The organism is Streptomyces sp. 8N114, assembly GCF_052245835.1.
Classification (GTDB): Bacteria; Actinomycetota; Actinomycetes; order Streptomycetales; family Streptomycetaceae; genus Streptomyces.
The window spans coordinates 62,770-86,379 of record NZ_JBQQBT010000009.1 but is presented as its reverse complement, the minus strand read 5'-3'; the positions used below and the strand labels follow the sequence as shown (position 1 = coordinate 86,379).

Sequence of the window (23,610 nt, the reverse complement as noted above, 5' to 3'; positions counted from 1 at the left end):
GCGCCGGGCAGGGGCACCCCCTCACCGGAACAACGGAGGGCCCTCACATGGTGACCACCGCTGACGCCGTGGTGGCGGTCATGACGGCGACGAGGACGGCCTCCATGTTCTTGATGGCCGCGCGGATGTCCTCGGTGACCCACTGACCCTCGGCGATGGCCTCCATCCGCGGGGCCACCTGTTTGCGGGGGACACCGGGGAAAGCCACCTCGTGGAGCCGGGCGGCGTGCAGCAGGGCGATCAGCCCGGTGGTGCGCTCGTCCGGCTCCGCGCCGTAGCGGACGACGTCCTCCAGCCGGTGCCGTAGCTCGTGCTCGGCCGAGCCGTCCACCTCGGGGTAGCGGCGGGTGGTGAAGATGCCGAGCGTCCGGTGCTTGTGCTCGGTGACGATGCCCCGTTCGCAGAGGCACTCAACGGCGGCGTCGAGCGCCTTGGACTGGTCCTTGGCGAGCCAGTCGCCGACCTTGCTCTTGGAGTCGCGCCCGGACCATTCGGCGATCTTCGCCAGGCGGCCGTCCAGCAGCGCGTCGCCCGTCGGCGTGGGATCGGTCACGGTGAGCCGGCCGTCGGTGACGGCCACGCGCCCGGCCAGCGTCAGGTCCAGCAGGATGCCGCCCGCGACGGCCCACCCCGCGGCGGAACGGCTTTTGGCGGCGCCGGAGTCGTCCTCCAGCGCCAGCAGCGTCACTTCCTCACCCAATGTGACCGGCATGAGTCCCCCTTCAACGCGTCCCCGTACTCATCCGGATTCCGCTGCCCACGTTCGAACGGGGCAAACCTGCTCGCACGCTACGTCAACACCGCGCCCAGCGCGACGAAATCCGTGATCAGCAGCGCGAGGATGCCGAGCAGCGGGACCGTGAAGCGCAGACACCGGTCTTGACTTCCGCTCACCTCCCTGGAGGGAGGTGATTCCTATCAAGGGCGCCGCACTGCGCGAGATCGAACGTAGAGACCGTTCACCGGGGAGAGGAACAGGTCGGTGAAGCGGTCCAGCAGGCTGAGTCCGGAGGGCTCGTGGTGGTAGGTGCCCTGCCGGGGGGCGCCGTCGGCCCCGCGCTCGTAGCTGCCGGAGGGGACGAAGAACGCCACCACCCAGATGAGCAGCGTGACGATCACCAGCACCGTGAGCGCGCTGGGGAAGGTGAAACCGCGCTGCTGCTCAGCCTCTCGGGGACTCGGCCTCGGTCGGCATGCCGCGCGCCCCTTCCTCGGTCAGCTATAGGGCGAACCGCAGCATAATGGGCAGTTGCCGATAAGGCCGGGCAGCACAGTGCCCGCTCCCCTTCGGACGCTCCGCATATGCTTTGGGCATGATTCGCAGCGCAGCCCCCGCCGATGTCCCCGTCATCCACGCCATGATCCGCGAGCTCGCCGAGTACGAGCGGGAGCCGGAGGCGGCGCGGGCGACCGAGGAGCAGTTGCACGAGGCACTGTTCGGCGAGCGCCCGGCCGCGTACGCGCATCTGGCCGAGGACACGGACGGCAACCCGGTGGGCTTCGCACTGTGGTTCCTCAACTTCTCCACCTGGCGCGGGGTGCACGGCATCTATCTCGAGGACCTGTATGTACGCCCCGCGGCCCGCGGCGGCGGCTACGGCAAGGCACTGCTCACTCAGCTCGCCCGGCTGTGCGTCGAGCGCGGCTACGAGCGCCTGGAGTGGTCGGTCCTCAACTGGAACGCCCCCTCCATCGCCTTCTACGAGGCGCTCGGCGCCCGCCCCCAGGACGAGTGGACGGTCTACCGCCTGACGGACGACGCCCTGAAGGCACTCGGCGCCTGAAGCGCGGGCGCGCCCCGAAGGGGCGCGGGGAACTGCGCGCTCAGCCATAACCCACCCGCAGCCTGCGGACGCCGGCCAGGGGCACCCCCTGCTCAGCAGTCTGTTCAGCTCAGCAGATGCTCTCTCCCCCACGCACCGAGCGGGGCCAGCGCCTCGTTGAGGGAGACACCGAGCGGCGTCAACGCGTACGTCACACGCCGCACCGCGCCCTCGTACGACTCCTCGTGGCAGACGATCCCGTCCGCCTCCAACTCGCGCAGATGTGAGGCCAGGACCTTCTCGGTGACCCCGGGGATGCCTCGGCGGAGTTCACCGAAGCGGCACGACTGCTGCGCAAGCGCCCACAGGATGAGCACCTTCCACTTGCCGCCGACCACATCGATCGCGGCGTCGATGCCGCACACATACGTCCCGCGCCTGGTCACGACTTCCTCCCCCACCCTTCGCGGCCCTCCGGCCGACCACTCACCTCAGGGTAACCACGTACAAAAGAGTGCGTACTTGATCATGGTCTGGGGTGGTACGAGCCTGGTGCGCATGACTACGGATCACACTTCCGCGACCCAGCCCGCCCCGCTCACCCTGCTCGGACTCGGCGACATGGGCACGGCGCTGGCCCGCGCGTGGCTCGCCGCCGGACACCCGCTCACCGTCTGGAACCGCACCGCTGCCAAGGCCGAACCCCTCGTCGCCGAGGGCGCACGGGCGGCGGCGACGCTCGAGGAGGCGGTGGCGGCGGCCGACCTCGTCGTCGTCTGTCTGCTCGACGACGCCTCCGTCGGCGAGGCGCTGGCGGCGGCCGAGCTGACCGGCAAGGACATCGTCAACCTCACCACCGGCACCCCAGCGCAGGCCAGGGAGCGCGCCGGCTGGGCCCGGCAGCGCGGAGCGCGCTTCCTGGACGGCGGCATCATGGCCGTACCCCCGATGATCGGCATACCCGAGGCCGGCGGTTATGTCTTCTACAGCGGCGACCACGCGCTGTTCGAGCAGCACCGCGACACGCTGGCCGTCCCCGTGGGCACCCGCTACGTCGGTACCGACCCCGGGCACGCGGCGCTCCACGATGTGGCACTGCTCAGCGCCATGACAGGCATGTTCGCCGGGATCACCCACGCCTTCGCCCTGATGCGGCCGGAGCAGGACGTGAAGCCCACGGCCTTCGCCGGGATGCTGACGGACTGGCTGCGCGCCATGGCCGACATGTCCGCGGGCATGGCGCATCAGCTGGAGAGCGGCGACTACACGGAGGGAGTCGCCTCCAACCTGGCCATGATGTCCGCCGGCAACGCCACCCTGGAGACCACCGCGGAAGAACAGGGCGTGAGCGGGGAACTCCTCGCCCCCTTCATGGCGTCCATGAGAGAGCGGGTCGCGCACGGATACGGCGACGAGGGACTGGCCGGGCTGGTGGACATGTTGCGACAGCGGTGAGGGTCCCTTTTGACAGAGGTTTCTACGATCCTGGGCTTCGGCTGAACGCACCGTAGGCAGCCGGTTGTCCTGCTCCTTACGGTGTGCCGATGCACTACGGCACGTCTCGGGGGCAGGCAGGCAGTTCGTTCGACGGCACAGCCGCACGGCGACTGCGCGAAGGGCTGCGGCTGTCGCCCGAAGACGTCGCGTACGGGATGCGTGCCGCGTACGGCATGGAGATCGACGCGCGGACGGTCACGGCGTGGGAGGCCGGGATCGCGGCCCCCGACGAACAGCAGCTCTCCGCACTCGCGGGCGCGCTGTGGTGCTCGGCGGCCGATCTGATGGGCAACCCCGGGACGCTGCGCGAGTACCGGCTGGCGCGGGGCGTCTCCCACACCGATGTCGCACGTGAGATCGGTATGACGCCTCAGGAGTACGCCCACGTCGAGGACACCGGTGAGTGGACCGGGGACGCGCGGCAGGCCGAAGCGCTGGCCGAGGTGCTGCGGCTGCCCGTGCCCGCGCTGATCGAGTTCACCGGCCGGGACGAGGAGTTGGCGGAGCTTCTGCGGAAGGCTGCCTCCACCCGGTGGCAGCCACATGTCGGAGCCGTCTGCGAGCTGGTTCCGCTGCCACGGGAGTACATCGCTGAGGGGCTGCGTGCCCTGAACGCGGCGTACCAGTCCACGACCGCCGCGTCGCTCGGCTGGGGGCAGCCCGCCTCTGCGGCGTCCCGCGAGGCGGGGCGCGCCTTCCTGGAAGAGATCCTCTCCCACTTCTGGCAAGCCGTGGAGGGCTGACGCTCTCCACCGTCAAAAGCTGTTGCGGCGCCTGCCCTCGCCCTCCGTACAAGGGAGGGACGAGGGCAGGCGGGGCAAGGGGTGCCCTCAGTCGGCGGCGGGGCTCGCCGTAAGGCGCTGGTGGGGGATGCCCTCAGCGGGTTCCATGGGGTGGGCGACCACTTCCTCGTCGCGGCGGGAGCGACCGAGGTGGTTGAAGACCAGGTTGAGGACGACCGCGGTGACGCACCCGGTGGAGATACCGGAGTCGAGGATGATCTTCGCGCTCTCGGGGAACGCGTGGTAGAAGTCCGGCGCCGCGATGGGGATGATGCCGACGGCCAGCGCCGTGCCGACGATCAGTACGTTGTTGTCCTTGCCGAGGTCCGCCTTGAGCAGCGTCTGGATACCGCTGGCGGCGACGGAGCCGAACAGGACGACCCCGGCCCCGCCCAGCACCGGCTGCGGTACGGCCGCGATCAGGCTGGCGGCAAGCGGGCACAGGCCCATGACGATGAGGATGCCGCCTCCGGTGGCGACCACGAAGCGGCTGCGTATCCGGGTCATCGCCACCAGGCCGATGTTCTGCGCGAAGGCGCTGCACATGAAGCCGTTGAAGAAGGGGCTGACGAACGAGCCGAGGGTGTCGGCGCGCAGGCCGGCCGCGATGGTCTTCTCGCCGGAGGGGCGTTGCACGACCTCACCCAGCGCCAGCATGTCGGCGGTGGATTCGGTCATCGAGACCAGCATCACCACGCACATGGAGACGATCGCGGCGAGTGCGAACTGCGGGGCACCGAAGTGGAAGGGGGTGGGGAAGCCCACGATGTCGGCTTCCTTCACCGCCGTGAAGTCCGTAATGCCGACGGGTATCGCTATCAGCGTGCCGACGACAAGGCCGATCAGCACGGCTATCTGCTTGACGAAGCCCGTGGTGAACCGGCGCAGCAGCAGCACGATCAGCAGGGTGGCACCGGCCATGCCGATGTTGCCGAAGTCGCCGTAGTGCGGGTCCTTGTCGTTGCCGCCCTGCGCCCAGTTGAAGGCGACGGGCATCAGCGAGACGCCGATCAGGGTGATGACGCTGCCGGTGACGACCGGCGGGAAGAACCGGACGAGCTTGCTGAAGAACGGGGCCATGACGAAGCCGAGCGCGGCGGCGACCATCGTCGCCCCGAAGATGACGGGTAGCGCGTCCGCCGGTCCCTCGGATTTGTTGATCGCCAGCATGGGCGCGACGGTGGCGAAGGTGACCCCGTTGACGAACGGCAGCCGGGCGCCGATCTTCCAGAAGCCGAGGGTCTGCAGCAGGGTGGCGATACCGGCCATGAAGAGGCTGGCGCCGGTCAGGAACGTCAGTTCGGTCGGCGAGAGTCCCACGGCGGCGCCGATGACGAGCGGCGGTGCGACCACCCCCGCGTACATCGCGGCCACATGCTGAAGGCCGGTGGTGAAAAGCTTCAGCGGCGGCATGCCTTGGTCGACCGGGTGCTTGGGTTGCGCGGGGTCGCGCAAGTCCTGGCCCCGTTCGCTCTCACTGCCGTCCGCCGTCTTTCCTTGCCTGGTGAACCTGGGCGTCTTGGCCACGGGGTCCTCCTGTCGTTTTCGGCGCCGTGCGGCACACGGTTTCCGGAGGTGTTGCGGTGTGCAAGGTGGTGCTGCGATCAGTTGCGTGGTGTGAGTGCGCCCAAGTGTCCGGAGCATGACAGGAGTCCGGAGAGGGGTGGGGCCGAACCGGCCGGGAGCCGTCCCTCCCGGCCGGTGTCCAAGGGGCCTACCGGCCAGGGTCAGCCCGCGTCCGCCACGATCCGGGCGAGGCGGCGCGCCTCGTCCCGCGCGTCGCGCGCGATCTCGTCCTCGTCGGCACGGAGCAGATGGCCGTCCTCGACGACCGGCCGCCCGTTGACGAGGGAGAGGGTGACCGGGGCAGCGGCACCCAGTACGAGCGCGGCCACCGGGTCGGCGATGGAGGAGTGCCCGATGCCGTCCAGCTTCCACAGCACGACGTCGGCGAGCTTTCCGGCCTCCAGCGAGCCCGTCTCCTGGGCGCGGCCCAGCACTTGGGCGCCGCCGTAGGTGCCCAGCCGCAGGGCCTTGCGCACGGTCAGCGCGTCCTCCCGGTGCGGGCCGAGGCGGTTGATGAGCAGCGCGTTCCGCAGTTCGGTGTGCAGCTCACCCGACTCGTTGGACGCCGTACCGTCCACGCCGAGGCCGACCGGTACGCCCGCGTCCAGCATGTCCGGTACCCGGGCGATCCCCGCCGCGAGCCGCGCGTTGGACGAGGGGCAGTGTGCCGCGCCGGTACCGGTACGGGCGAAGGCGGCGATGTCCTCGTCGGTCATATGGACGCAGTGCGCCATCCACACGTCCTCGCCGAGCCAGCCGACCGACTCGAAGTAGTCGGTCGGGCCCATGCCGAACAGCTCGTGGCAGAACTTCTCCTCCTCCGCCGTCTCCGAACCGTGTGTGTGCAGCCGTACGCCCTTGCGGCGGGCCAATTGAGCGGCCTCACGCATCAGTTCGGTGGAGACGGAGAACGGGGAGCACGGCGCGGCGGCGATGTGCAGCATCGAGCCGAACGAGGCGTCGTGGTACGTGTCGATAGCCCGCTCGGTCTCCGTGAGAGCGCCCTCGAGGGTCTCGACGGCGAAGTCCGGCGGAAGGCCGCCGTCCGAGACTCCGCGGTCCATCGAGCCGCGCGCCGCGGTGAAGCGTACGCCCAGCTCGGCGGCGGCGCGGATCTCGGCGCCGAGGAGGTCACCGGCACCGCGTGGGAAGACGTAGTGGTGGTCCATCGCGGTGGTGACACCACCGCGGATCATCATCCCGAGGGAGCCGCGGGCCGCCGCGTAGACCATCTCCTCGTCGATCCGTGCCCAGGTGGGGTAGAGGGCGACGAGCCAGTTGAAGAGGTTGGCGTCCTGGGCCAGGCCGCGGGTGACCCACTGGTAGAAGTGGTGGTGAGTGTTGATCAGGCCCGGGGTGAGGAGATGGCCCGTGCCGTCGATGCGGCGCCCGACGTTCTCCAGGCCCTCGGGGGCAGCGCCCGGACCGAGGGACTCGATCCGGTTGCCGTTGATGACCAGGTGGCCGGTCGCGTACTCGGTGTCCTCCGCGTCGACGGTCGCGATAGCGCACTTCTCGATGACGATGCGGCCTGATGTGTGTTCCATGTCGGCCATGGGGGTCCTCGCTTGGGGTCTGGAACTAGAGGTTCGTCATGTCCACGGGTATGCGCGGGGTTGCCCCGTCGCGGAGGACCGTGGCCTCGATGAGGCCGTACGGCCGGTCGGCCGCGTAGTAGACGGCACCGTCAGCTGCGTCGTTCTTGATGTCGAACGGCGACAGATCGACCTTGAAGTGGTGCTTGTTCGGCATCGAGAAGCGGATCTCGTCGATCTCGGGCCGGCTGTTGATGACGCGCGAACCCATCTGGTACAGCGTCTGCTGGAGGGACAGCGAGTACGTCTCCGCGAAGGCGTGCAGCATGTGCTTCTTCGTCTGGGCGTAGGACTTGTCCCAGTTGGGCGTCCGCTCCCCCTCGGCACCGGTCCAGTTGTGCCGCCACACCGAGCTGACCTCGGTGGCGAGGATGCGGTCGTAGTCTTCCTGGAGGGTGGTGTAGCGGTCCTTGATGTAGCCCCAGAACTCCGAGTTGGTGGAGTTGAGAACCGTCAGCTCCTTCAGCCCGGACAGCACCTCGACGCTCTCACCGTCGAAGGTGATCTGCGCGGTGCGTATCTCCTGGCCCTTGCGTACGAAGGAGTGCTTGACCTCGTCGGCGCCGATGAACTTGGAGTTGGCGTCGGAGGTCTCGATGCGCTCCCAGTCGTACTCCTCGATACGGATGCGCGCCCTGCCGATCGGCTCGCAGCTCTCCACGAAGTGCCGGGCGAGCAGGATGCCGAACGCCTCGGCCGACTCGATGCCGTGCTCCTTGGCGAAGGCGAACACGGTGTTCTTGGTGGTGTCGGTCGGCAGGACGTGGGCGTTGGATCCGGAGTAGTGGACGTCGTCCAGGTCGCCGCTGAGGGCGACGGAGACGTTGAGGTCCTTGATGTGGTGAGTGTCGCCGTCCCGCGTGATCTTGACGACGCGGTTCTCCGCCTTGCCGTACTGGTTCTGGCCGAGAATCGTGGGCATGGTGTCAGCTCCCTCGGTACACGGAGTAGCCGAACGGGTTGAGCAGCAGCGGCACGTGGTAGTGCTCGCCCGGGTGCACCGCGAAGACGATGGTGACCTCGGGAAAGAAGCTGCCTGGTGCGCTGTCCCTTACGCGGGGGGCGTCCTGCTGTTCCGCGGCTTCGCGCTGGCTGCGCGGATTCGAACTGTGCTCTGCCACGTGCTGGTCCGAGGAGTCCGGCGCCGCGAAATACGGCTCCGTCTCGAACCACAGCTGTACGTGGGTGGTGCCTTCCGGTAGCGCCGGAAAGTCCTTGCAGCGCCCGTCGGCGTCGGTCTTCGACGCCCCGTGCGCAACCCATGCGGCCTGCTCGTCACCCTGGCGTACGGACAGCCGTACGCCGACCCCGGCGGCCGGGCGGCCGCGGCTGGTGTCCAGGATGTGCGTGGACACCGAAGTGCTCGTCGCGTCGCTCATGCCGTGGGGCCCCCTTCTTCCGCGAGGCGGGTGAGCCTCAGGCGGTTGATCTTCGCCAGCTCCCGCCGCACGATCTCCCGCTCCTGTTGCGGGGTGTTGTCGATCCGGTGACGAACGGCGTCCCTCATCTCCGCGGCGCTTTTGCCGGTGGCGCAGATCAGAAAGACATGCCCGAACTTTTCCTGATATGCCAGGTTCAGTTCGAGCATTTCGGCCTTCAGCTCTTCGGAGGCGCCCGCCATGCCCCGCTGTTCGCGGGCCGAGGTCGGGTCGCCGGGCTTCGGCCGGCCGATGGGCGGGTGCCCGGACATGGCCTCGTCCAGCCCTTCGTCGGTGAGGGCTGCGGTGGCCTCGTCACTCACGGCGAAGAGGGCATCGACGCTGTCGTACGGACGCTGGGCGAGCAGCGCGTTCCCCCAGCCGCGGGCGGCGCACACTTCATGGAGCGCGGCGCGCGCCTCGGCGTCCGCTGCGGAGTTGAACCAGGTGAGACCTGGCGTCGAGCGCGAAGTCACGGGACCTCCGTGGCCGTGGTGCTGTTCGGGCTGGGAATAGCTAAGTCCTCAGGCCACACCACGTCAACAGTTTGTTGAAGGCTTTTCAATATCCTGGAAAAGAATGCCCGCCATGCGGAAGCTGTATCCGCGCCGGGAGGCCGTACCTCGGGGGCGTACGCCGGGAGGCCGTAGCCCTCAGCTCGTCGTGCGCCCGTTCTCCCGGTTCAGATAGTTGTAAACGGTGAACCGGCTGACACCCAGGGCACTGGCAACCGTCTCGACGCCGTGCCGGACGGAGAACGCCCCCCGCGTCTCCAGGATCCGCACCACCGACTGCTTGGTCTTGCGGTCAAGCTCCGCGAGCGGCACCCCGTGCCGTCGTTCCAGCTCCGCGAGGATGTGGTCGAGGGAGTCGGACAGATGCGGCAGCCGTACGGCCACCACATCCTCGCCCTCCCAGGCGAGCACCACATCGTCCCCCTGCGCCTCCTGCGGAGCCACCATCGCCCCGCCCATCGCGTCCACCAGCGGCTTGATCGCGACAACGAACGGATGCGCGGGCGCCGACCCGCCCTCCGCGGGTCCCGAGGCGTATGCGTCCTGGCCCATCAGCCCTCGCCCTCCCCGATCACGTTCACCTGGAGGGAGACCCGGGTCGCCCCGGCCTCCAGCGAGCTGCGCAGCAGCGCCGCGACAGTGTCCAGCACCTCGTCGGCCGAGCCCTCGGCGGTGTTGCCGAACGGTCCGACGTCCACGGCATCCAGTGCCGCCGACTGGACGACCTCCCGGGCCACGACCGCGTGCTCCGGAGCCTCGTCCAGGTCGAACGGCTCGGTCGTGAACTCCACTCGCAATCGCTTCATGCGCCCACAGTACCGAGACGGACCCGACCCGCCGCAGGTCAGCGCAGCTGGGCGAGGAGGTCCTCGATGAAGGTGGCCGTCTCCCGCGGCTGGCAGGCTTCCGCACACAGCCGGTTGATGATCAGCGTGTACTGATCGACGTCCGAGGGCTTGTCGAGGTAGACCGCGTTGGTCAGGTGCTCCAGATAGACCTTGTCCGGCAGGTCGGGGTCGGCGAAGCGCAGCAGGGTCACGGGGGTGCCGGCCGCGGCAGCCGTCACCTCGAACGGTGCGACCTGGAGCGTGACATGCGGCAGCTCGATCATCTTCAGCAGGTGCTCGAGCTGTCCGCGCATCACCTCGGTGCCGCCGAAGGGGCGGCGGAGCACCGCCTCGTCCACGACCGCCCACAGCCGCGGCGGGTCCGTCCTGTGCAGCAGCCGCTGCCTGGCCATCCGCAGCGCCACGATCCGGGCGACCTTGGCCGGCTCGGTGTTCGGGTAGCCGAGCCTGCTGACCGCGTACGCGTAGTCCTCGGTCTGCAGCAGACCGGGCAGGAACTGGACCTCGTACGTCCTGATCAACGACGCCGCGTCCTCCAGTCCGAGGTGCAGCTCGAACCAGTCCTCCAGCACGTCCGAGTACTGGCACCACCAGCCGGGCGAGTTGGCCTGCCGGGCCAGGTCGAAGAACTCCTCGCGCTTGTCCGGGTCGTGGATGCCGTAGAGCGTCAGCAGGTCCCGCAGGTCGCGTTCCTTGGCTCCGACCTGTCCGCGCTCCAGCCGCGTGATCTTCGCATGCGAGCCGCGGATGGCGCGGCCCGCATCCTCCCGGGAGATGTCGAGCGACTGGCGCAGCCTGCGCAGCTTGACGCCCAGGATGATCCGCAGCGCGGTGGGACCGTTCGACGGCTCCCGTGCAGCCCCAAGAGAGGGTTCACCGGACGGCTGCATCATGGCTGGCATTCCGACTCCCAAGGGTGATTGGGCGGTCACAACAGTGTGGCACCGGTGCACCGGTCCGGTACAGGTACCGGGAGAATACGCGCCGGGCGGGCACCGCTTCCGCGCGAGCCTTCCATACTCCCTCGGAACCAACCTGGCAACCGGCCTTCCTAGCACCTCAGTTGAAGACGCAGAATGTAGGCGTCCCATCCACGGAGAGCAACTACGATGCCGCGCACCAAGCAACGGGTGGCCTGACGATAGGGGCGCAGACATGGACCGGAACGGCGAGCGGCTAGGACGCACGGAGCGCGCCCCGAGGCCGCTGCAGAGTGAGCGGGATCTGGGGCTGGACCGGCACCACAGTGCCCGCATCTACGACTATTTCCTGGGCGGCAAGACCAACTTCCCGCCGGACCGCGAGGTCGCGGAGAAGCTGCTGGCGGCCTTCCCCGGCTTCCGTATCGCCGCCCATGCCAACCGGGCCTTCATGCACCGGGCGGCCCGGCTGCTGGCGGCGCGCGGCATCCACCAGTTCCTCGACATCGGCACGGGCATTCCCACCAGCCCCAACCTTCACGAGGTGGCGCAAGCGGTGGTGCCGCAGGCGCGCGTCGTCTACGCGGACAACGATCCGATCGTCCTCGCCCACGCCCGCGCCCTGCTGACCGGTTCCCCCGAGGGGCGCACGGCGTACGTCGAGGCGGACATCACCGAGCCGGACACCATCCTGCGGTCCCGGCAGGTGCGCGAGACCCTCGACCTCGACCGGCCGATCGCGCTGTGCCTGGTGGGGCTGCTGCACTACATCACCGACGAGCAGGACGCCTACGGGATCGTCCGGCACCTGGTGGACGCGATGCCCTCCGGCTCGTACGTGGTGATCTCCCAGTGCACCCCGGACTTCGCGCCCGAGGAGTGGGAAGAGGCGATCAACGTCTACAAGGCGGACGGCGGCAGCGCTCAGGTGCGTTCGCGCGCGGAGTTCACCCGGTTCTTCGAGGGGCTGGAGCTGATGGAGCCGGGGATCGAGGTCCCGCACCGTTGGCACCCGGACGAGGACACCTCGGATGTCGTGAGCCTCCGGCCGGAGGAGACGGGGGAGATGACCGACGCGCTGGTGAGTGTTTGGGCGGGGGTCGGAGTGAAGCGCTAGGGGTTGCTCGGCAGGTCTTGGTCCGCCCCTCCCTTTGTGCCGGTGAGGGGGTGCCCCTGACCGTCGCTTGCGGGCTGCCGGTGCATCTTGGCTGTGGGGGCACCTCCCGGCCGGAGGCTGGGGGAGCAGTTCCCCGCGCCCCTTACGGGGCGCGGCTCCCACAGGTATGAGCCCCGGGCTCTGTCATCAGGACGGAGCCCGGGGCTTTTGTGTGCCGGGCAGGCGGGTGGCTCTTGACAGGAGTGGCCAACGAAGAGCAATCTTCCAATGAGCAGAATATGACTTCCACAATACGAAATCTACTAATGGATCTCCGAAGGAAGGGAGGGCGGTCGCAGTGGTCTCCCCGGACCGGTTCACCGTCAATGCCTCGATCCTCTTCACCGAGCTGCCCCTGCTGAAGCGCCCGGCGGCGGCCGCTGCCGCGGGCTTCGACAAGATCGAGCTGTGGTGGCCCTGGGTCGACGCGCCCGTGCCCGAGCGCTCCGAACTCGACGCGCTGCGCAGCGCGCTGGAGGACGCGCAGGTGCAGCTCACCGGGCTGAACTTCTACGCCGGGCAGCTACCAGGACCCGACCGCGGCGCCCTCTCCGTCCCCGGTGAGGAGTCGGAGAAGTTCCGCGCCAACATCGACGTGACCGCCGACTTCGCGCAGTCCGTGGGCTGCAAGGCGCTCAACGCCCTCTACGGCAACCGCGTCGACGGCGCCACGGAGGCGGAGCAGGACGCACTCGCCCTGGAAAACCTCGCGCTCGCGGCGCGGGCAGCGGACCGGGCGGGGGCCGTACTGCTCATCGAGGCCCTCAACGCACCCGAGTCGCCCAAGTGCCCCCTCGTCAGCGCGCCTCGCGCCCTGGAGGTCGTCGACGCGGTCAACAAGGCCACCGGCCTGGACAACGCCCGCTTCCTCATGGACCTCTACCACCTGTCCATGAACGGCGAGGACCTGCCGGCCGTCATCGAAGCCCACACCGGCAAGACCGCCCACGTACAAATCGCGGACAACCCCGGCCGCGGCGCCCCCGGCACCGGCTCCCTGGACTTCGACTCCCTCTTCAGCCACCTGGACAAGGCCGGCTACGACGGCCTCGTCGGCCTCGAATACAAGCCCGGTGACAACGGCAGCGCCGCCTCCTTCGGCTGGCGCCAGAAGTAACTCCCGCCCTCAGCTTCGCGAAAGGCACCACACATGGCTCACACGCCCGACAACACCAAGATCGGCTTCATCGGCCTCGGCATCATGGGCGCCCCCATGGCGCGGAACCTGCTCAAGGCGGGGTACGACGTCACGGCGTACACCCTGGAGCCCGAGAAGATCGAGGAGTTCGTCAAGGACGGGGGCAAGGGTGCCCCCTCCATCGCCGAGGCGGCCAAGGACGCCGACGTCGTCATCACGATGGTCCCGGCCTCCCCGCACGTGGAGGCGGCGGTCCTGCACGAGGGCGGCGTCCTGGAGAACCTCCGCGAGGGCGGCACCCTCATCGACATGTCCTCGATCACCCCGCAGACCTCCATCGAGGTCGCCGAGGCAGCGAAGGCCAAGGGGATCAAGACGCTGGACGCCCCTGTATCGGGCGGCGAGGCCGGTGCGATCGAGGCCGTGCTGTCCATCATGGTCGGGGGTGAGCAGGAGACCTTCGACGCGGCCAAGCCGATCTTCGAGGCACTCGGCAAGACGATCGTGCTGTGCGGCCCGGCCGGCTCCGGGCAGACGGTGAAGGCGGCCAACCAGCTCATCGTCGCGGTCAACATCCAGGCCGTGGCCGAGGCCGTGGTCTTCCTCCAGAAGTCCGGCGTCGACCTGAAGGCGGCCCTGGAAGTGCTCAACGGCGGGCTGGCCGGCTCCACGGTGCTGACCCGTAAGAAGGACAGCATCCTGGCGGGCAACTACAAGCCCGGCTTCAAGATCGACCTGCACCACAAGGACATGGGCATCGTGACCGACGCGGCCCGTACGGTCGGTGCGGCCGTACCGGCCGGTGCGCTGGTCGCCCAGCTCGTCGCGGCGCTGCGTGCGCAGGGCGACGGCGGGCTCGACCACTCCGCGCTGGTGCGCGGTGTCGAGCGGCTGTCGGGCAAGAACCCCGACGCCGGCTGAGGGCCGGCCCTCCCCACAGACTCCGGGCGGCGGCGTCGACACTGTCCTGTCGCGCCCAGGCGCCGCCGCCCGGACACCACCTGCACCGACCAGGAGAGTTCGATGGCTCGTATGACCGCTGCCCGCGCGGCAGTTGAGATCCTCAAGCGCGAGGGTGTGGACACCGCTTTCGGGGTGCCGGGGGCGGCGATCAACCCCTTCTACGCGGCGCTGCGTGCCGCGGGCGGCATCGAGCACACGCTCGCCCGCCACGTCGAGGGTGCCTCGCACATGGCCGAGGGCTACACCCGCACGGCGCCCGGCAACATCGGGGTGTGCATCGGCACCTCGGGGCCTGCCGGCACCGACATGATCACCGGCCTCTACTCGGCGATCGGCGACTCGACCCCGATCCTGTGCATCACAGGACAGGCTCCGGTCGCCGTGATCGAGAAGGAGGACTTCCAGGCGGTCGACATCGCCTCCATCGCGAAGCCGGTCACCAAGAAGGCCACCACCGTCAAGGAAGCCGCGCAGGTCCCCGGCGTCTTCCAGGAGGCGTTCCATCTGATGCGCTCGGGCCGACCGGGCCCGGTCCTGATCGACCTGCCGATCGACATCCAGCAGACGGAGATCGAGTTCGACCCGGACACATATGAGCCGCTGGTCCCGCACAAGCCGGCCGCGACCCGCAAGCAGGTCGAGAAGGCCATGGAGATGCTGGCCGCGGCCGACCGACCGCTGATCGTGGCGGGCGGCGGCATCATCAACGCGGACGCGTCCGAGCTGCTGGTGGAGTTCGCCGAGCTGACCGGCATACCCGTCGTGCCCACGCTGATGGGCTGGGGCACGATCGGCGACGACCACCCGCTGCACGCGGGCATGGTCGGTCTCCAGACCTCGCACCGCTACGGCAACGCCACCTTCCTGGAGTCCGACTTCGTCCTCGGCATCGGCAACCGCTGGGCCAACCGGCACACCGGTGCGCTGTCCACCTACACCGCGGGCCGGAAGTTCGTCCACGTGGACATCGAGCCGACCCAGATCGGCAAGATCTTCGCGCCGGACTACGGCATCGCCTCGGACGCGCACGCGGCGCTGGCCCTCTTCGTCGAGGTCGCCAAGGAGCGCAAGCAGACCGGGCGGCTGAAGGACCTGACGAAGTGGGCGGACACCGCCCGGCAGCGCAAGGGCCAACTCCAGCGCCGTACGCACTTCGACAACGTGCCGATCAAGCCGCAGCGGGTGTACGAGGAGATGAACCGGGCCTTCGGGCCGGAGACGCGCTATGTCTCCACCATCGGTCTCTCGCAGATCGCAGGCGCGCAGTTCCTGCACGTCTACCGGCCGCGGCACTGGATCAACTGCGGTCAGGCGGGCCCGCTGGGCTGGACCGTGCCGGCCGCGCTGGGGGTCGCCAAGGCCGACCCGGAGTCAAGTGTCGTCGCGCTGTCGGGCGACTACGACTTCCAGTTCATGATCGAGGAGCTGGCGGTCGGCGCACAGCACCACATCCCCTATGTGCACGTGCTGGTCAACAACTCCTACCTCGGCCTGATCCGGCAGGCCCAGCGCAACTTCGACATGGACTTCCAGGTCAATCTGGAGTTCGAGAACATCAACGCGCCCGAGCTGGGCGGCTACGGCGTCGACCACATCAAGGTCGCCGAGGGCCTGGGCTGCAAGGCGCTGCGCGTCACCGAGCCGGACCAGCTGCTGCCCGCCTTCGAGGAGGCGAAGAAGCTCGCCGCTGAGTACCGGGTGCCCGTCGTGGTGGAGGCGATCCTGGAGCGGATCACCAATATCGCGATGAGCGGGAGCGATATCGCTTCGCTGAATGAGTTCGAGGAGTTGGCGACCGAGCCGGCGCACGCGCCGACCGCCACGGTGCCGCTCGGCTGAAGTCGCCGCGTACCAAGGGTTGCCCTGCGCCTTTTGGTAGCCGGTGTCTGGGAGGGCAGGGGGTGCCCCTGCCCTCCGTCCGCCGTCTGCGGGCTCGTTCTGGTTGCTCGCGCCCACGCGGCGGAGCCGCACATCGGCACTTCCCCGCGCCCCTTGGGGGGCGCGGGGAACTTCTTCAACAAACTGTTGACGCCTCGATAGGGCGTCCTTACGCTCCAACATGCGGAAACCGCTTTCCGTGAATCACGCCCCAGGAAGGTCGTCCATGTCGAAGTCGTCGAAGCCCACGCTGACCACCGAGGCGGGCGCGCCCGTCGCCGACAACCAGAACTCCACCTCCGCCGGCATCGGTGGCCCGCTCCTCCTCCAGGACCAGCACCTGCTGGAGAAGCTCGCGCGGTTCAACCGGGAGCGGATCCCGGAGCGTGTGGTGCACGCCCGCGGCTCCGGCGCCTACGGCTACTTCGAGGTGACCGACGACGTCACCGACTACACCCGCGCCCACTTCCTCGGCGAGGTCGGCCGCCGCACCGAGACGTTCATCCGCTTCTCCACCGTCGCCGACAACCTCGGCGGCCCGGACGCGGCCCGTGACCCGCGCGGTTTCGCCCTCAAGTTCTACACCGAGGAGGGCAACTACGACCTCGTCGGCAACAACACCCCGGTCTTCTTCATCAAGGACCCGCTGAAGTTCCCCGACTTCATCCACTCCCAGAAGCGCGACCCGTTCACCGGCAAGCAGGAGCCGGACAACGTCTGGGACTTCTGGGCCCACTCCCCCGAGGCCACCCACCAGGTCACCTGGCTGATGGGCGACCGCGGCATCCCCGCCTCGTACCGGCACATGAACGGCTACGGCTCGCACACATACCAGTGGACGAACGCCGAGGGCGAGGTCTTCTTCGTCAAGTACCACTTCAAGACGAACCAGGGCATCCGCTGCCTGTCCAGCCAGCAGGGCGCCGAGCAGAGCGGCAAGGACCCCAACAGCCACCAGACGGACCTGCTCCAGTCCATCGAGCGCGGCGTCTTCCCGTCCTGGACGCTGTACGTGCAGGTCATGCCCGCGGACGAGGCGGCTGACTACCGCTTCAACCCGTTCGACCTCACCAAGGTGTGGCCGCACAAGGACTACCCGCTCCAGCGCGTGGGCCGGCTGGTGCTGGACCGCAACCCGGACAACGTCTTCGCCGAGGTCGAGCAGTCCGCGTTCTCGCCCAACAACTTCGTGCCCGGCATCGGCCCCTCGCCGGACAAGATGCTCCAGGGCCGGCTGTTCGCCTACGCCGACGCACACCGCTACCGGCTGGGCGTCAACCACACCCAGCTGCCCGTCAACGCGCCCAAGGCTGTTGTTTCGGGCAAGGCGAACAACTACGGCCGGGACGGTTTCATGGCCACCAACGCCTACGACCGGCACGCCAAGAACTACGAGCCCAACTCCTACGACGGCCCCGCCGAGACGGGCGTCCCGCTGTCCGCGCCGCGCCCGGTGACCGGCTACTGGGGCACCCACGAGGCGCCGCAGCACGCCAAGGACGACGACTTCTTCCAGGCCGGGGAGCTCTTCCGGCTGATGTCGGAGGAGGAGAAGGGCCGGCTGGTCGCCAATATCGCCGGCGGGCTCGCGCAGGTCTCCCGCGAGGACGTCATCGAGAAGAACATCGCCCACTTCAGCGCCGCGGACCCCGACTACGGGCGCCGCGTGGAGGCTGCGGTGCGCGAGCTTCAGGAGGGCTGACGCCTTCTTCCGCGGTCGCGGCGATGAGCTGCGTAGCCGGATGAGCCGCGTACCGGGCCGATTGGGAGGTCGGCCCGGCACGCGCCCCCGTGCGGGACGGTCCTTGATGAGGGGTGACCGTCCCGCGCGGGGGCATATCCTTACCATTTCCCGCACCCAGCGGGGCGGCCTGGCACCCGCCCCTTCGTAAAACCCTCCCCATCGGAGACGATTGGGAGGCGATCGGGGCACGCGACACAGCCGTGCCCACCGGACCACCCGTGCCAGGAGCCGAACGATGGCTGACAGAGTGCTTGTGCGCTGCCCCGTATGCCGGCGCGAGCACAGCTACACAGCGCCGGTCTACCCCTGCGGCTGCGGCGCACCGATCGCCCTGCCGCTGCTGTCCTCCGCCGCCGCGATCCAGGTACGGCACCGCACCTGGGACGGCTCCTGGATCTCCGTGCGGTGCCCGAAGTGCGGGCGGGTGGACGAGTGGCCGCAGCCCGAGTTGGGCTGCGGCTGCGGTACGACGCTGCGGGTGCCCGTCGCCCGGGGCCGCACCGGGGTGGCGGCGCCGTCACCGTCCGCCGACCGCCCGCCCGCGGAGCCCCCGCTCCCGGAGCCCGCCCCTGCCGTTCCGGCTTCCGCTTCCCGGGTCCCCGTGCCGCGGCCCGCGTTCCGGCCCGTCACCATCCGTACGGCACACGACGCGAAGCTCGCCGCCGGGCAGTATCTGCGGTGGCTCGGCTTCGACGGGATACGCGTCGCCGAGCGGACGCCCACCTCGGGGGTCGACGTACGCGGCCCTTCCGTCATCGCGCACGTCGACCCCTCGACCTCGCCGGTCGGGGTGCGGGACGTGGAGACGTTGTGGCTCAACGGACTCAACGACTCGGCTGTCGCCGTCTGTTTCGCCCTCGCCGGATACGTACGGGACGCGCGGGCCCGCGCCGACGAGTTGCGGCTGCCGCTGTTCGTCCTCGACCTGACGGGGACGCCGCGTGCCGTGAACCAAGCCGCGGAGCAGCTGATCCGCACGCCGCGGTGAGCTGCCCCCGCACCCCCGGGAGGGCTCCCTCTCAGCGGTCGCGGTATTCCGTGCCGGGGGCGCCCGCCTCGCCGGCCGCGTGCGCGCGGAGCTCCACGCGGCGGATCTTCCCCGAGATCGTCTTGGGGAGCTCCGCGAACTCGATGACACGGACCCGCTTGTAGGGGGCGAGCCGTTCCTTGCAGTGGGCGAAAAGCAGCGCGGCGGTCTCCGCGTCCGCCGAAGCGCCGTCCGCCAGGACCACGTACGCCTTAGGCACGGCGAGCCGTACCGGGTCCGGCGACGGGACGACGGCGGCCTCCGCGACGGCCTCGTGCTCCAGCAGGACGCTCTCCACCTCGAAGGGGGAGATCTTGTAGTCGCTGGCCTTGAACACGTCGTCGGCACGCCCCACGTACGTCAGATACCCCTCCTTGTCCCGGGCTCCGATGTCGCCGGTGCGGTAGTAGCCGTCGGCCATCGCCTCGGCGGTACGTTCGGCGTCGCCCCGGTAGCCGACCATGAGGCCGACCGGCCGGGTGGACAGGTCGAGGCAGATCTCACCCTCCTTGATTTCATCACCGGTTCGACCGGTGACGGGATCGAGAAGGGTGACGTCGAAGCCGGGCGTGGGGCGGCCCATGGACCCGGGCTTGAGGGGCTGGCCGGGAGTGTTGGCGACCTGGACCGCGGTCTCGGTCTGGCCGAAGCCGTCCCGGATGGTCACGCCCCACACCCGGCGGACATGCTCGATGACCTCCGGGTTGAGCGGTTCCCCTGCGGCCACGACCTCGCGGGGGACGGTGGACAGCCGGCTGAGGTCGGCCTGGATGAGCATGCGCCAGACGGTGGGCGGGGCGCAGAAGCTGGTGACGCCGCCGCGTTCCATCTCGGCCATGAGGCGGCTCGGGTCGAACCGGGTGTAGTTGTGGATGAAGATCGTGGCCTCCGCGTTCCAGGGCGCGAAGAAGTTGGACCAGGCGTGCTTGGCCCAGCCGGGCGAGGAGATGTTGAGGTGGACGTCGCCGGGCCGGAGGCCGATCCAGTACATGGTCGCCAGGTGCCCGACGGGATACGACACATGGGTGTGCTCGACCAGCTTGGGCAGCGCGGTCGTGCCGGAGGTGAAGTACAGCAGCAGGGTGTCGTCGGCGCGGGTGACGCCCTGCGGGTCGTAGCCGGTCTCCGCCACGTACGCGTCCTCGTATGCCAGCCAGCCAGGTGCCGGGGTGCCGCCGCTGCCGACGGCGATCCGGGTGTAGTCGCCCGGCACCTCGGAGCCGGTGAACTTGCCGGTGTCCGCGGCACGGACCACCACGTGCCGGGCCTCGCCCCGGGTGACGCGGTCGGCCAGGTCGCGCGGGCCCAGTTGCGGGGTCGCGGGGATGACGACGGCGCGCAGCTTCATCAGCGCCAGCAGCGTCTCCCACAGCTCGACCTGGTTGCCGAGCATGACGATGACCCGGTCGCCGGGTGCGACACCGCGGCCACGCAGCCAGTTGGCGACCTGGTCGGAGCGGGTGCGCATCTGCTCGAAGGTGACGCGCCGCTCGGTGCCGTCCTCCTCGACGATGTGCAGCGCGAGCCGGTCGTTGTCCTTGGCGATGTGGTCGAACCAGTCCAGCGCCCAGTTGAAGTGCTCGGGCCGCGGCCAGCTGAAGTCGGCGCGGGCGGCCTCGTAGTCCGTCCGGTGCCGCAGCAGCGTGTCGCGAGCGGCTCGGAACTGATCGGTGGACGTGGACGGGACCATGTTTCCTCCTGCTCAGCGGGGTGCTGCGGGCGCTGGGAGCCATCGTGTACGTCCACCCGCGCGCGCACCACCCCCGGCCGGGGGCTTATGCGCAAGTGACAGGAGGTACGGCATCATCGGTGAGGTGTATACGGGGGCCAGTACGCGCCGGGACCGGGACGCGACAGACGACGATGACTTGTACGCGCCGGCGGACGACGGACGGCGCGGGCCGCGCCATCCCGTCATCGCGGCGCTTTCGGTACTGACCCTGCTCGTGCTCTCGGTCACCCTGGGGTTCCGGATCGGCGACGAGGACGGGCCGACGCCGGTGCCGCAACTGCTGGCGTTCCTGCCCTGGCTCCTCGCCCCCGCCTGGCTCGCGGCGCTGGGCGCCGCACTCTCCCGCCGGTGGCTGGTGATGTTGTGGGCGCTGGCGGTGCTGGCGGGCACCGGGTGGTTCCTGCGCCCGTACGGGCCGTCCGCGCCCGCGGATACGGCGGGCAGGCCCGCGAAGGCCCAGTTCCGGGTGCTGACCGCCAATCTGAAGTACGGCGCTGCGACGCCGGACCTGGTGAAGACGGTGCGCAGGGAGCGCCCGCAGATCGTCTCGGTGCAGGAGTGCGATGCGCGGTGCGCGGTGGCGCTGCGCGACCCCGCGCTGCGCGAGGAGTATCCGCACCGGATCGTCACCGGCGACGGCGGCGCGCGGGGTTCGGCGCTGCTGAGCATCTATCCGCTGCGCGACCGCAGCGAGGTGCGCGGCCGGCTGTCGATGCCCGGAGCCGTCGCGGACGTGCACGGCGAGCGGGTCGCCCTCCAGGTGGCGCACCCGATGCCGCCGAAGCCGGGCAGTACGGCGGCGTGGCGGGTCGAGCTGGACCGGCTGCGGGCTGTCGCGGCGGCACGCGGCAAGCTGCCGACGCTGATCGCGGGCGACTTCAACTCCTCGCAGGACCACGCCGCCTTCCGCGCCATCCTGAAGACCGGTATGCACGACGCGGCACGGATGCTGGGCAACTCCCGCACCCCCACCTGGCCCACCCGCACCACTCCGGTGCTCGGCGCGCAGATCGACCACGTACTGCTGAGCGAGAAACTGCTGCCGGTGGACGGCGAGTTCCTCGATCTGCGGGGCACGGACCACCGCGCGCTGCTGGTGAACGTGAAGCTGTTCTGACCGGTGGGCGCACCCCGGACGGAAGACCCGGGCCTCTCCGGATCAGATGTCCTCTCCGGATCAGCTCTCCTTGGACCGGTGTTCGACCAGGACCGGCTCCTCGCCGATCAGCAACCGACGGCCGGGGCGTAAGGCGGACTCGGTGCCGTCCATGCGGCGCAGCAGCCGGGCCTCCTCGCCCAGCCGGACCCGGTGCTCGCCCCGCGTGGTCCAGTACACCCGCAGTTCGCTGCCCTTCCGCATGAAGCGGCAGGTGTAGGCGCCTGTCGGGAGGCCCACTCCGGGGCCCCTCCCGCACGAGGTGATGCGGGCCCCCGCCAGCCACCGCTGCAACCGCCCGATACGCCGCCCCGCCTCCGTGGGCGGGCCGCCCACGACCTCCACCACGAGGGGCACCTCGGAGCTGCCCCAGCTGTAGAAGTACATCCGGCGCAGCGCTTGGTCCTTGAGGTAGAGACCGACGAGGTAGAAGCGCACCGCGTAGTTGTCGGCCCGGCGCGCGTCCAGGTGCTCCCGGAGGGCCACGTCCTGGTCGGGTCCGGTGTTCCACAGCGCGACGCGGCCCAGGCCCTCGCTGTAGAAGAGCCGCTGCACCCGTTTGACGAGCGTCACCGTCTCTTCCGGCGGGCCGTCGGCCCTGCGCGGCGGGAGTTTGAGGGCTGCGACGTCGCAGTGCCGGTACGCACCCGTGCGTACGAACTTCCGCAGCAGGTCGCGGCCACGTTGCTGCCACAGGGACCCGAAGGAGGGGCAGACGCGCTGCGCCTCGGGATCGGCCTTGCGGATGATCCGCGAGGCACGCTCGACCATCTCGGCGAGGGTCTTCGTCGAGCCGACCCAGGTGCCCCGGCTGCTGGGGTAGTCCCACAGCTCGTACGCCTCGATCCTGCCTCGGTACCGGGTGGCGAGCGCACGGACGAAACGGTCCCAGTCGGCGAGTTCGTCCGGGGGCGACGAGCGGGCGTCGTCGAACACGGACTTGTGACCGTTCGGGGCCGCCCAGTGCGGGGTGCCGCCCAGGGTCAGCAGCACGGGCAGCCGTTCGCGCCGAGCGGCGTCGACCAGCCGGTCCAGGGTCTTCCAGCGGTACTTTCCGCGCCGTGGCTCCAGTTGGGACCACCGGGTTCCGGAGTGCCACAGCCGTACGGACCCGACGCGGAAGCCGGGCATCTCCCCGGTGTCATAGCTGACGTTCATGCCGTAGAAGGCGCTGGGCACGGATTGCGGTGCGGTGGTCCAGTCCGGCCCTTTGACGTCCTGCTGGTGTCCGCCGCCGCCCGACCCCCGACTCGGCGCACCGGTCGGGGCGCCGCCGCCAGCTCCGTCGTGGCGGGGAACGGTGACGGCGGCGGAGGGGACCACGAGACCGAGCAGGAGGGCCACCACGCGCAGCCAGAAGTACGTCCGCGGCACAGCCGATCCGGCCGCGTCACCGACTGCCGGGAGATCCACCGGTGCCGCCGCCGGGGCATCCACCGGTGCCGAGCGGTCCTGCGGTGCCGAGCCGTCCTGTGGTACCGGAGCATCCGCCTCGCCGGGACGCTCGTCCGCGCCTGCGGCCTCCCCGTCGCCCTCCTCCCCCGCTCCGCCCCCGCGTTCCTCGTCGACGGCCTGGCACCAGGCGCGGTAGAGGCGGTCCAGTTCCGTACGGTCGGCACCGCAGACGCGGGCCACCTTTTCGACGGCGCCGAAGGTGCGCGGCACGGTCGTGCCGAGGCAGTAGCGGTGCACCGTCGAGCGGCCGAGTCCGGTGCGGTGTGCGAGGGCCGCATAGCTGCGCCCGCTGCGCTGTTTCAGCTCCTCCAGCAGTTCCGCCAGTTCGGCCCCGCCCCGACCCAACGTCATCGCTCCCCCTCCCGGCTGCCCGGCCCGCCCAGCGCGGCCCCGGGCCGTCCCACAATGCCGGATCTGTGCAGGTGACGGCAGCACTTCTGTCCCGTTGTCCCACTTT

22 protein-coding genes and 1 pseudogene are annotated in these 23,610 nt (G+C 69.7%); 10 read left to right on the top strand and 13 right to left on the bottom strand.

Annotated features, from left to right (window positions below):
• Positions 1–43: 43 nt before the first annotated feature.
• Together ACTWQF_RS20560 and ACTWQF_RS20555 are read right to left on the bottom strand one after the other, a co-directional pair.
• Positions 44–712, bottom strand: coding sequence for a GOLPH3/VPS74 family protein (locus tag ACTWQF_RS20560; protein WP_443281055.1), 669 nt, complete (start codon positions 710–712; stop codon positions 44–46).
• 236 nt (positions 713–948) lie between these two features.
• A pseudogene (locus ACTWQF_RS20555) lies at positions 949–1,155 on the bottom strand (YfcC family protein); the annotation flags it as partial.
• 158 nt (positions 1,156–1,313) lie between these two features.
• On the opposite strand from ACTWQF_RS20555, the gene ACTWQF_RS20550 reads away from it, so the two are divergent.
• Positions 1,314–1,784 carry a GNAT family N-acetyltransferase gene (locus ACTWQF_RS20550; protein ID WP_443281054.1) on the top strand — a complete coding sequence of 157 codons (471 nt, stop codon included), beginning with the start codon at positions 1,314–1,316 and terminating at the stop codon, positions 1,782–1,784.
• A 104-nt stretch (positions 1,785–1,888) separates the two neighbouring features.
• On the opposite strand, the gene ACTWQF_RS20545 is transcribed toward ACTWQF_RS20550, so the two are convergent.
• Complete coding sequence (locus ACTWQF_RS20545) at positions 1,889–2,209, bottom strand: winged helix-turn-helix transcriptional regulator (RefSeq protein ID WP_443281053.1); 321 nt, start codon at positions 2,207–2,209, stop codon at positions 1,889–1,891.
• A 112-nt stretch (positions 2,210–2,321) separates the two neighbouring features.
• Here ACTWQF_RS20545 and ACTWQF_RS20540 point away from each other — a divergent pair, with 112 nt between their 5' ends.
• Both ACTWQF_RS20540 and ACTWQF_RS20535 read left to right on the top strand, forming a co-directional pair.
• Complete coding sequence (locus tag ACTWQF_RS20540) at positions 2,322–3,218, top strand: NAD(P)-dependent oxidoreductase (RefSeq protein ID WP_443281052.1); 897 nt, start codon at positions 2,322–2,324, stop codon at positions 3,216–3,218.
• 89 nt (positions 3,219–3,307) lie between these two features.
• Positions 3,308–4,003 carry a helix-turn-helix domain-containing protein gene (locus tag ACTWQF_RS20535; RefSeq protein WP_443281051.1) on the top strand — a complete coding sequence of 232 codons (696 nt, stop codon included), beginning with the start codon at positions 3,308–3,310 and terminating at the stop codon, positions 4,001–4,003.
• 87 nt (positions 4,004–4,090) lie between these two features.
• Here ACTWQF_RS20535 and ACTWQF_RS20530 read toward each other — a convergent pair whose 3' ends face one another.
• The 8 genes from ACTWQF_RS20530 to ACTWQF_RS20495 all read right to left on the bottom strand — a co-directional run bounded on the left by ACTWQF_RS20530 (position 4,091) and on the right by ACTWQF_RS20495 (position 10,886).
• Entirely contained in the window at positions 4,091–5,569 is a 1,479-nt protein-coding gene (locus ACTWQF_RS20530) for a nucleobase:cation symporter-2 family protein (protein WP_443281050.1), read from the bottom strand.
• Positions 5,570–5,769: 200 nt separating this feature from the next.
• A complete protein-coding gene (locus ACTWQF_RS20525; protein WP_443281049.1) occupies positions 5,770–7,164 on the bottom strand; it encodes an 8-oxoguanine deaminase in 1,395 nt (464 codons plus the stop codon).
• Between the two features lie 25 nt (positions 7,165–7,189).
• A complete protein-coding gene (pucL, locus tag ACTWQF_RS20520; protein ID WP_443281048.1) occupies positions 7,190–8,125 on the bottom strand; it encodes a factor-independent urate hydroxylase in 936 nt (311 codons plus the stop codon).
• Between the two features lie 4 nt (positions 8,126–8,129).
• Positions 8,130–8,582: a hydroxyisourate hydrolase gene (locus ACTWQF_RS20515; protein WP_443281047.1), complete on the bottom strand. Its 453-nt coding sequence runs from the start codon at positions 8,580–8,582 to the stop codon at positions 8,130–8,132.
• Positions 8,579–9,097, bottom strand: coding sequence for a 2-oxo-4-hydroxy-4-carboxy-5-ureidoimidazoline decarboxylase (gene uraD, locus ACTWQF_RS20510; RefSeq protein ID WP_443281046.1), 519 nt, complete (start codon positions 9,095–9,097; stop codon positions 8,579–8,581). The genes ACTWQF_RS20515 and uraD overlap by 4 nt, the downstream gene beginning before the upstream one ends.
• 177 nt (positions 9,098–9,274) lie before the next feature.
• Positions 9,275–9,688: a helix-turn-helix domain-containing protein gene (locus tag ACTWQF_RS20505; protein ID WP_443281045.1), complete on the bottom strand. Its 414-nt coding sequence runs from the start codon at positions 9,686–9,688 to the stop codon at positions 9,275–9,277.
• Positions 9,688–9,942, bottom strand: coding sequence for a hypothetical protein (locus tag ACTWQF_RS20500; RefSeq protein WP_209240579.1), 255 nt, complete (start codon positions 9,940–9,942; stop codon positions 9,688–9,690). The genes ACTWQF_RS20505 and ACTWQF_RS20500 overlap by 1 nt, the downstream gene beginning before the upstream one ends.
• 38 nt (positions 9,943–9,980) lie before the next feature.
• Positions 9,981–10,886 (bottom strand): helix-turn-helix domain-containing protein, encoded by a 906-nt coding sequence (locus tag ACTWQF_RS20495; RefSeq protein WP_443281044.1) that lies wholly within the window; start codon positions 10,884–10,886, stop codon positions 9,981–9,983.
• A gap of 253 nt (positions 10,887–11,139) precedes the next feature.
• Between ACTWQF_RS20495 and ACTWQF_RS20490 the strand changes: the two genes are divergently transcribed.
• The 6 genes from ACTWQF_RS20490 (at position 11,140) to ACTWQF_RS20465 (ending at position 18,771) form a co-directional block, all read left to right on the top strand.
• Entirely contained in the window at positions 11,140–12,021 is an 882-nt protein-coding gene (locus tag ACTWQF_RS20490) for an SAM-dependent methyltransferase (protein WP_443281043.1), read from the top strand.
• 337 nt (positions 12,022–12,358) lie between these two features.
• Positions 12,359–13,177, top strand: coding sequence for a TIM barrel protein (locus ACTWQF_RS20485; protein ID WP_443281042.1), 819 nt, complete (start codon positions 12,359–12,361; stop codon positions 13,175–13,177).
• 33 nt (positions 13,178–13,210) lie between these two features.
• A complete protein-coding gene (locus tag ACTWQF_RS20480) occupies positions 13,211–14,119 on the top strand; it encodes a 2-hydroxy-3-oxopropionate reductase (RefSeq protein ID WP_443281041.1) in 909 nt (302 codons plus the stop codon).
• 102 nt (positions 14,120–14,221) lie between these two features.
• A complete protein-coding gene (gene gcl, locus ACTWQF_RS20475) occupies positions 14,222–16,000 on the top strand; it encodes a glyoxylate carboligase (protein WP_443281040.1) in 1,779 nt (592 codons plus the stop codon).
• A gap of 265 nt (positions 16,001–16,265) precedes the next feature.
• On the top strand, positions 16,266–17,741 hold the full coding sequence (locus tag ACTWQF_RS20470) for a catalase (RefSeq protein ID WP_443281039.1): 1,476 nt from the start codon (positions 16,266–16,268) through the stop codon (positions 17,739–17,741).
• Between the two features lie 277 nt (positions 17,742–18,018).
• A complete protein-coding gene (locus ACTWQF_RS20465; RefSeq protein ID WP_443281038.1) occupies positions 18,019–18,771 on the top strand; it encodes a hypothetical protein in 753 nt (250 codons plus the stop codon).
• A gap of 31 nt (positions 18,772–18,802) precedes the next feature.
• On the opposite strand, the gene ACTWQF_RS20460 is transcribed toward ACTWQF_RS20465, so the two are convergent.
• Entirely contained in the window at positions 18,803–20,500 is a 1,698-nt protein-coding gene (locus ACTWQF_RS20460; protein ID WP_443281037.1) for an AMP-binding protein, read from the bottom strand.
• Between the two features lie 124 nt (positions 20,501–20,624).
• On the opposite strand from ACTWQF_RS20460, the gene ACTWQF_RS20455 reads away from it, so the two are divergent.
• Positions 20,625–21,659, top strand: coding sequence for an endonuclease/exonuclease/phosphatase family protein (locus ACTWQF_RS20455; protein WP_443281036.1), 1,035 nt, complete (start codon positions 20,625–20,627; stop codon positions 21,657–21,659).
• 60 nt (positions 21,660–21,719) lie between these two features.
• Here the strand turns inward: ACTWQF_RS20455 and ACTWQF_RS20450 are convergent, their stop codons facing one another.
• Positions 21,720–23,504: a helix-turn-helix domain-containing protein gene (locus ACTWQF_RS20450; RefSeq protein ID WP_443281035.1), complete on the bottom strand. Its 1,785-nt coding sequence runs from the start codon at positions 23,502–23,504 to the stop codon at positions 21,720–21,722.
• Between the last annotated feature and the right edge of the window lie 106 nt (positions 23,505–23,610).

Coding starts and splice junctions, on each gene's coding strand:
- ACTWQF_RS20525 (WP_443281049.1), bottom strand. CDS start 7,164: ATGGCCGACATGGAACACACATCAGGCCGCATCGTCATCGAGAAGTGC.
- ACTWQF_RS20500 (WP_209240579.1), bottom strand. CDS start 9,942: ATGAAGCGATTGCGAGTGGAGTTCACGACCGAGCCGTTCGACCTGGAC.
- ACTWQF_RS20460 (WP_443281037.1), bottom strand. CDS start 20,500: ATGGTCCCGTCCACGTCCACCGATCAGTTCCGAGCCGCTCGCGACACG.
- pucL (WP_443281048.1), bottom strand. CDS start 8,125: ATGCCCACGATTCTCGGCCAGAACCAGTACGGCAAGGCGGAGAACCGC.
- ACTWQF_RS20550 (WP_443281054.1), top strand. CDS start 1,314: ATGATTCGCAGCGCAGCCCCCGCCGATGTCCCCGTCATCCACGCCATG.
- ACTWQF_RS20450 (WP_443281035.1), bottom strand. CDS start 23,504: ATGACGTTGGGTCGGGGCGGGGCCGAACTGGCGGAACTGCTGGAGGAG.
- ACTWQF_RS20505 (WP_443281045.1), bottom strand. CDS start 9,688: ATGGGCCAGGACGCATACGCCTCGGGACCCGCGGAGGGCGGGTCGGCG.
- ACTWQF_RS20535 (WP_443281051.1), top strand. CDS start 3,308: ATGCACTACGGCACGTCTCGGGGGCAGGCAGGCAGTTCGTTCGACGGC.
- ACTWQF_RS20495 (WP_443281044.1), bottom strand. CDS start 10,886: ATGCCAGCCATGATGCAGCCGTCCGGTGAACCCTCTCTTGGGGCTGCA.
- ACTWQF_RS20480 (WP_443281041.1), top strand. CDS start 13,211: ATGGCTCACACGCCCGACAACACCAAGATCGGCTTCATCGGCCTCGGC.
- ACTWQF_RS20465 (WP_443281038.1), top strand. CDS start 18,019: ATGGCTGACAGAGTGCTTGTGCGCTGCCCCGTATGCCGGCGCGAGCAC.
- ACTWQF_RS20490 (WP_443281043.1), top strand. CDS start 11,140: ATGGACCGGAACGGCGAGCGGCTAGGACGCACGGAGCGCGCCCCGAGG.
- ACTWQF_RS20540 (WP_443281052.1), top strand. CDS start 2,322: ATGACTACGGATCACACTTCCGCGACCCAGCCCGCCCCGCTCACCCTG.
- ACTWQF_RS20515 (WP_443281047.1), bottom strand. CDS start 8,582: ATGAGCGACGCGACGAGCACTTCGGTGTCCACGCACATCCTGGACACC.
- ACTWQF_RS20560 (WP_443281055.1), bottom strand. CDS start 712: ATGCCGGTCACATTGGGTGAGGAAGTGACGCTGCTGGCGCTGGAGGAC.
- ACTWQF_RS20470 (WP_443281039.1), top strand. CDS start 16,266: ATGTCGAAGTCGTCGAAGCCCACGCTGACCACCGAGGCGGGCGCGCCC.
- gcl (WP_443281040.1), top strand. CDS start 14,222: ATGGCTCGTATGACCGCTGCCCGCGCGGCAGTTGAGATCCTCAAGCGC.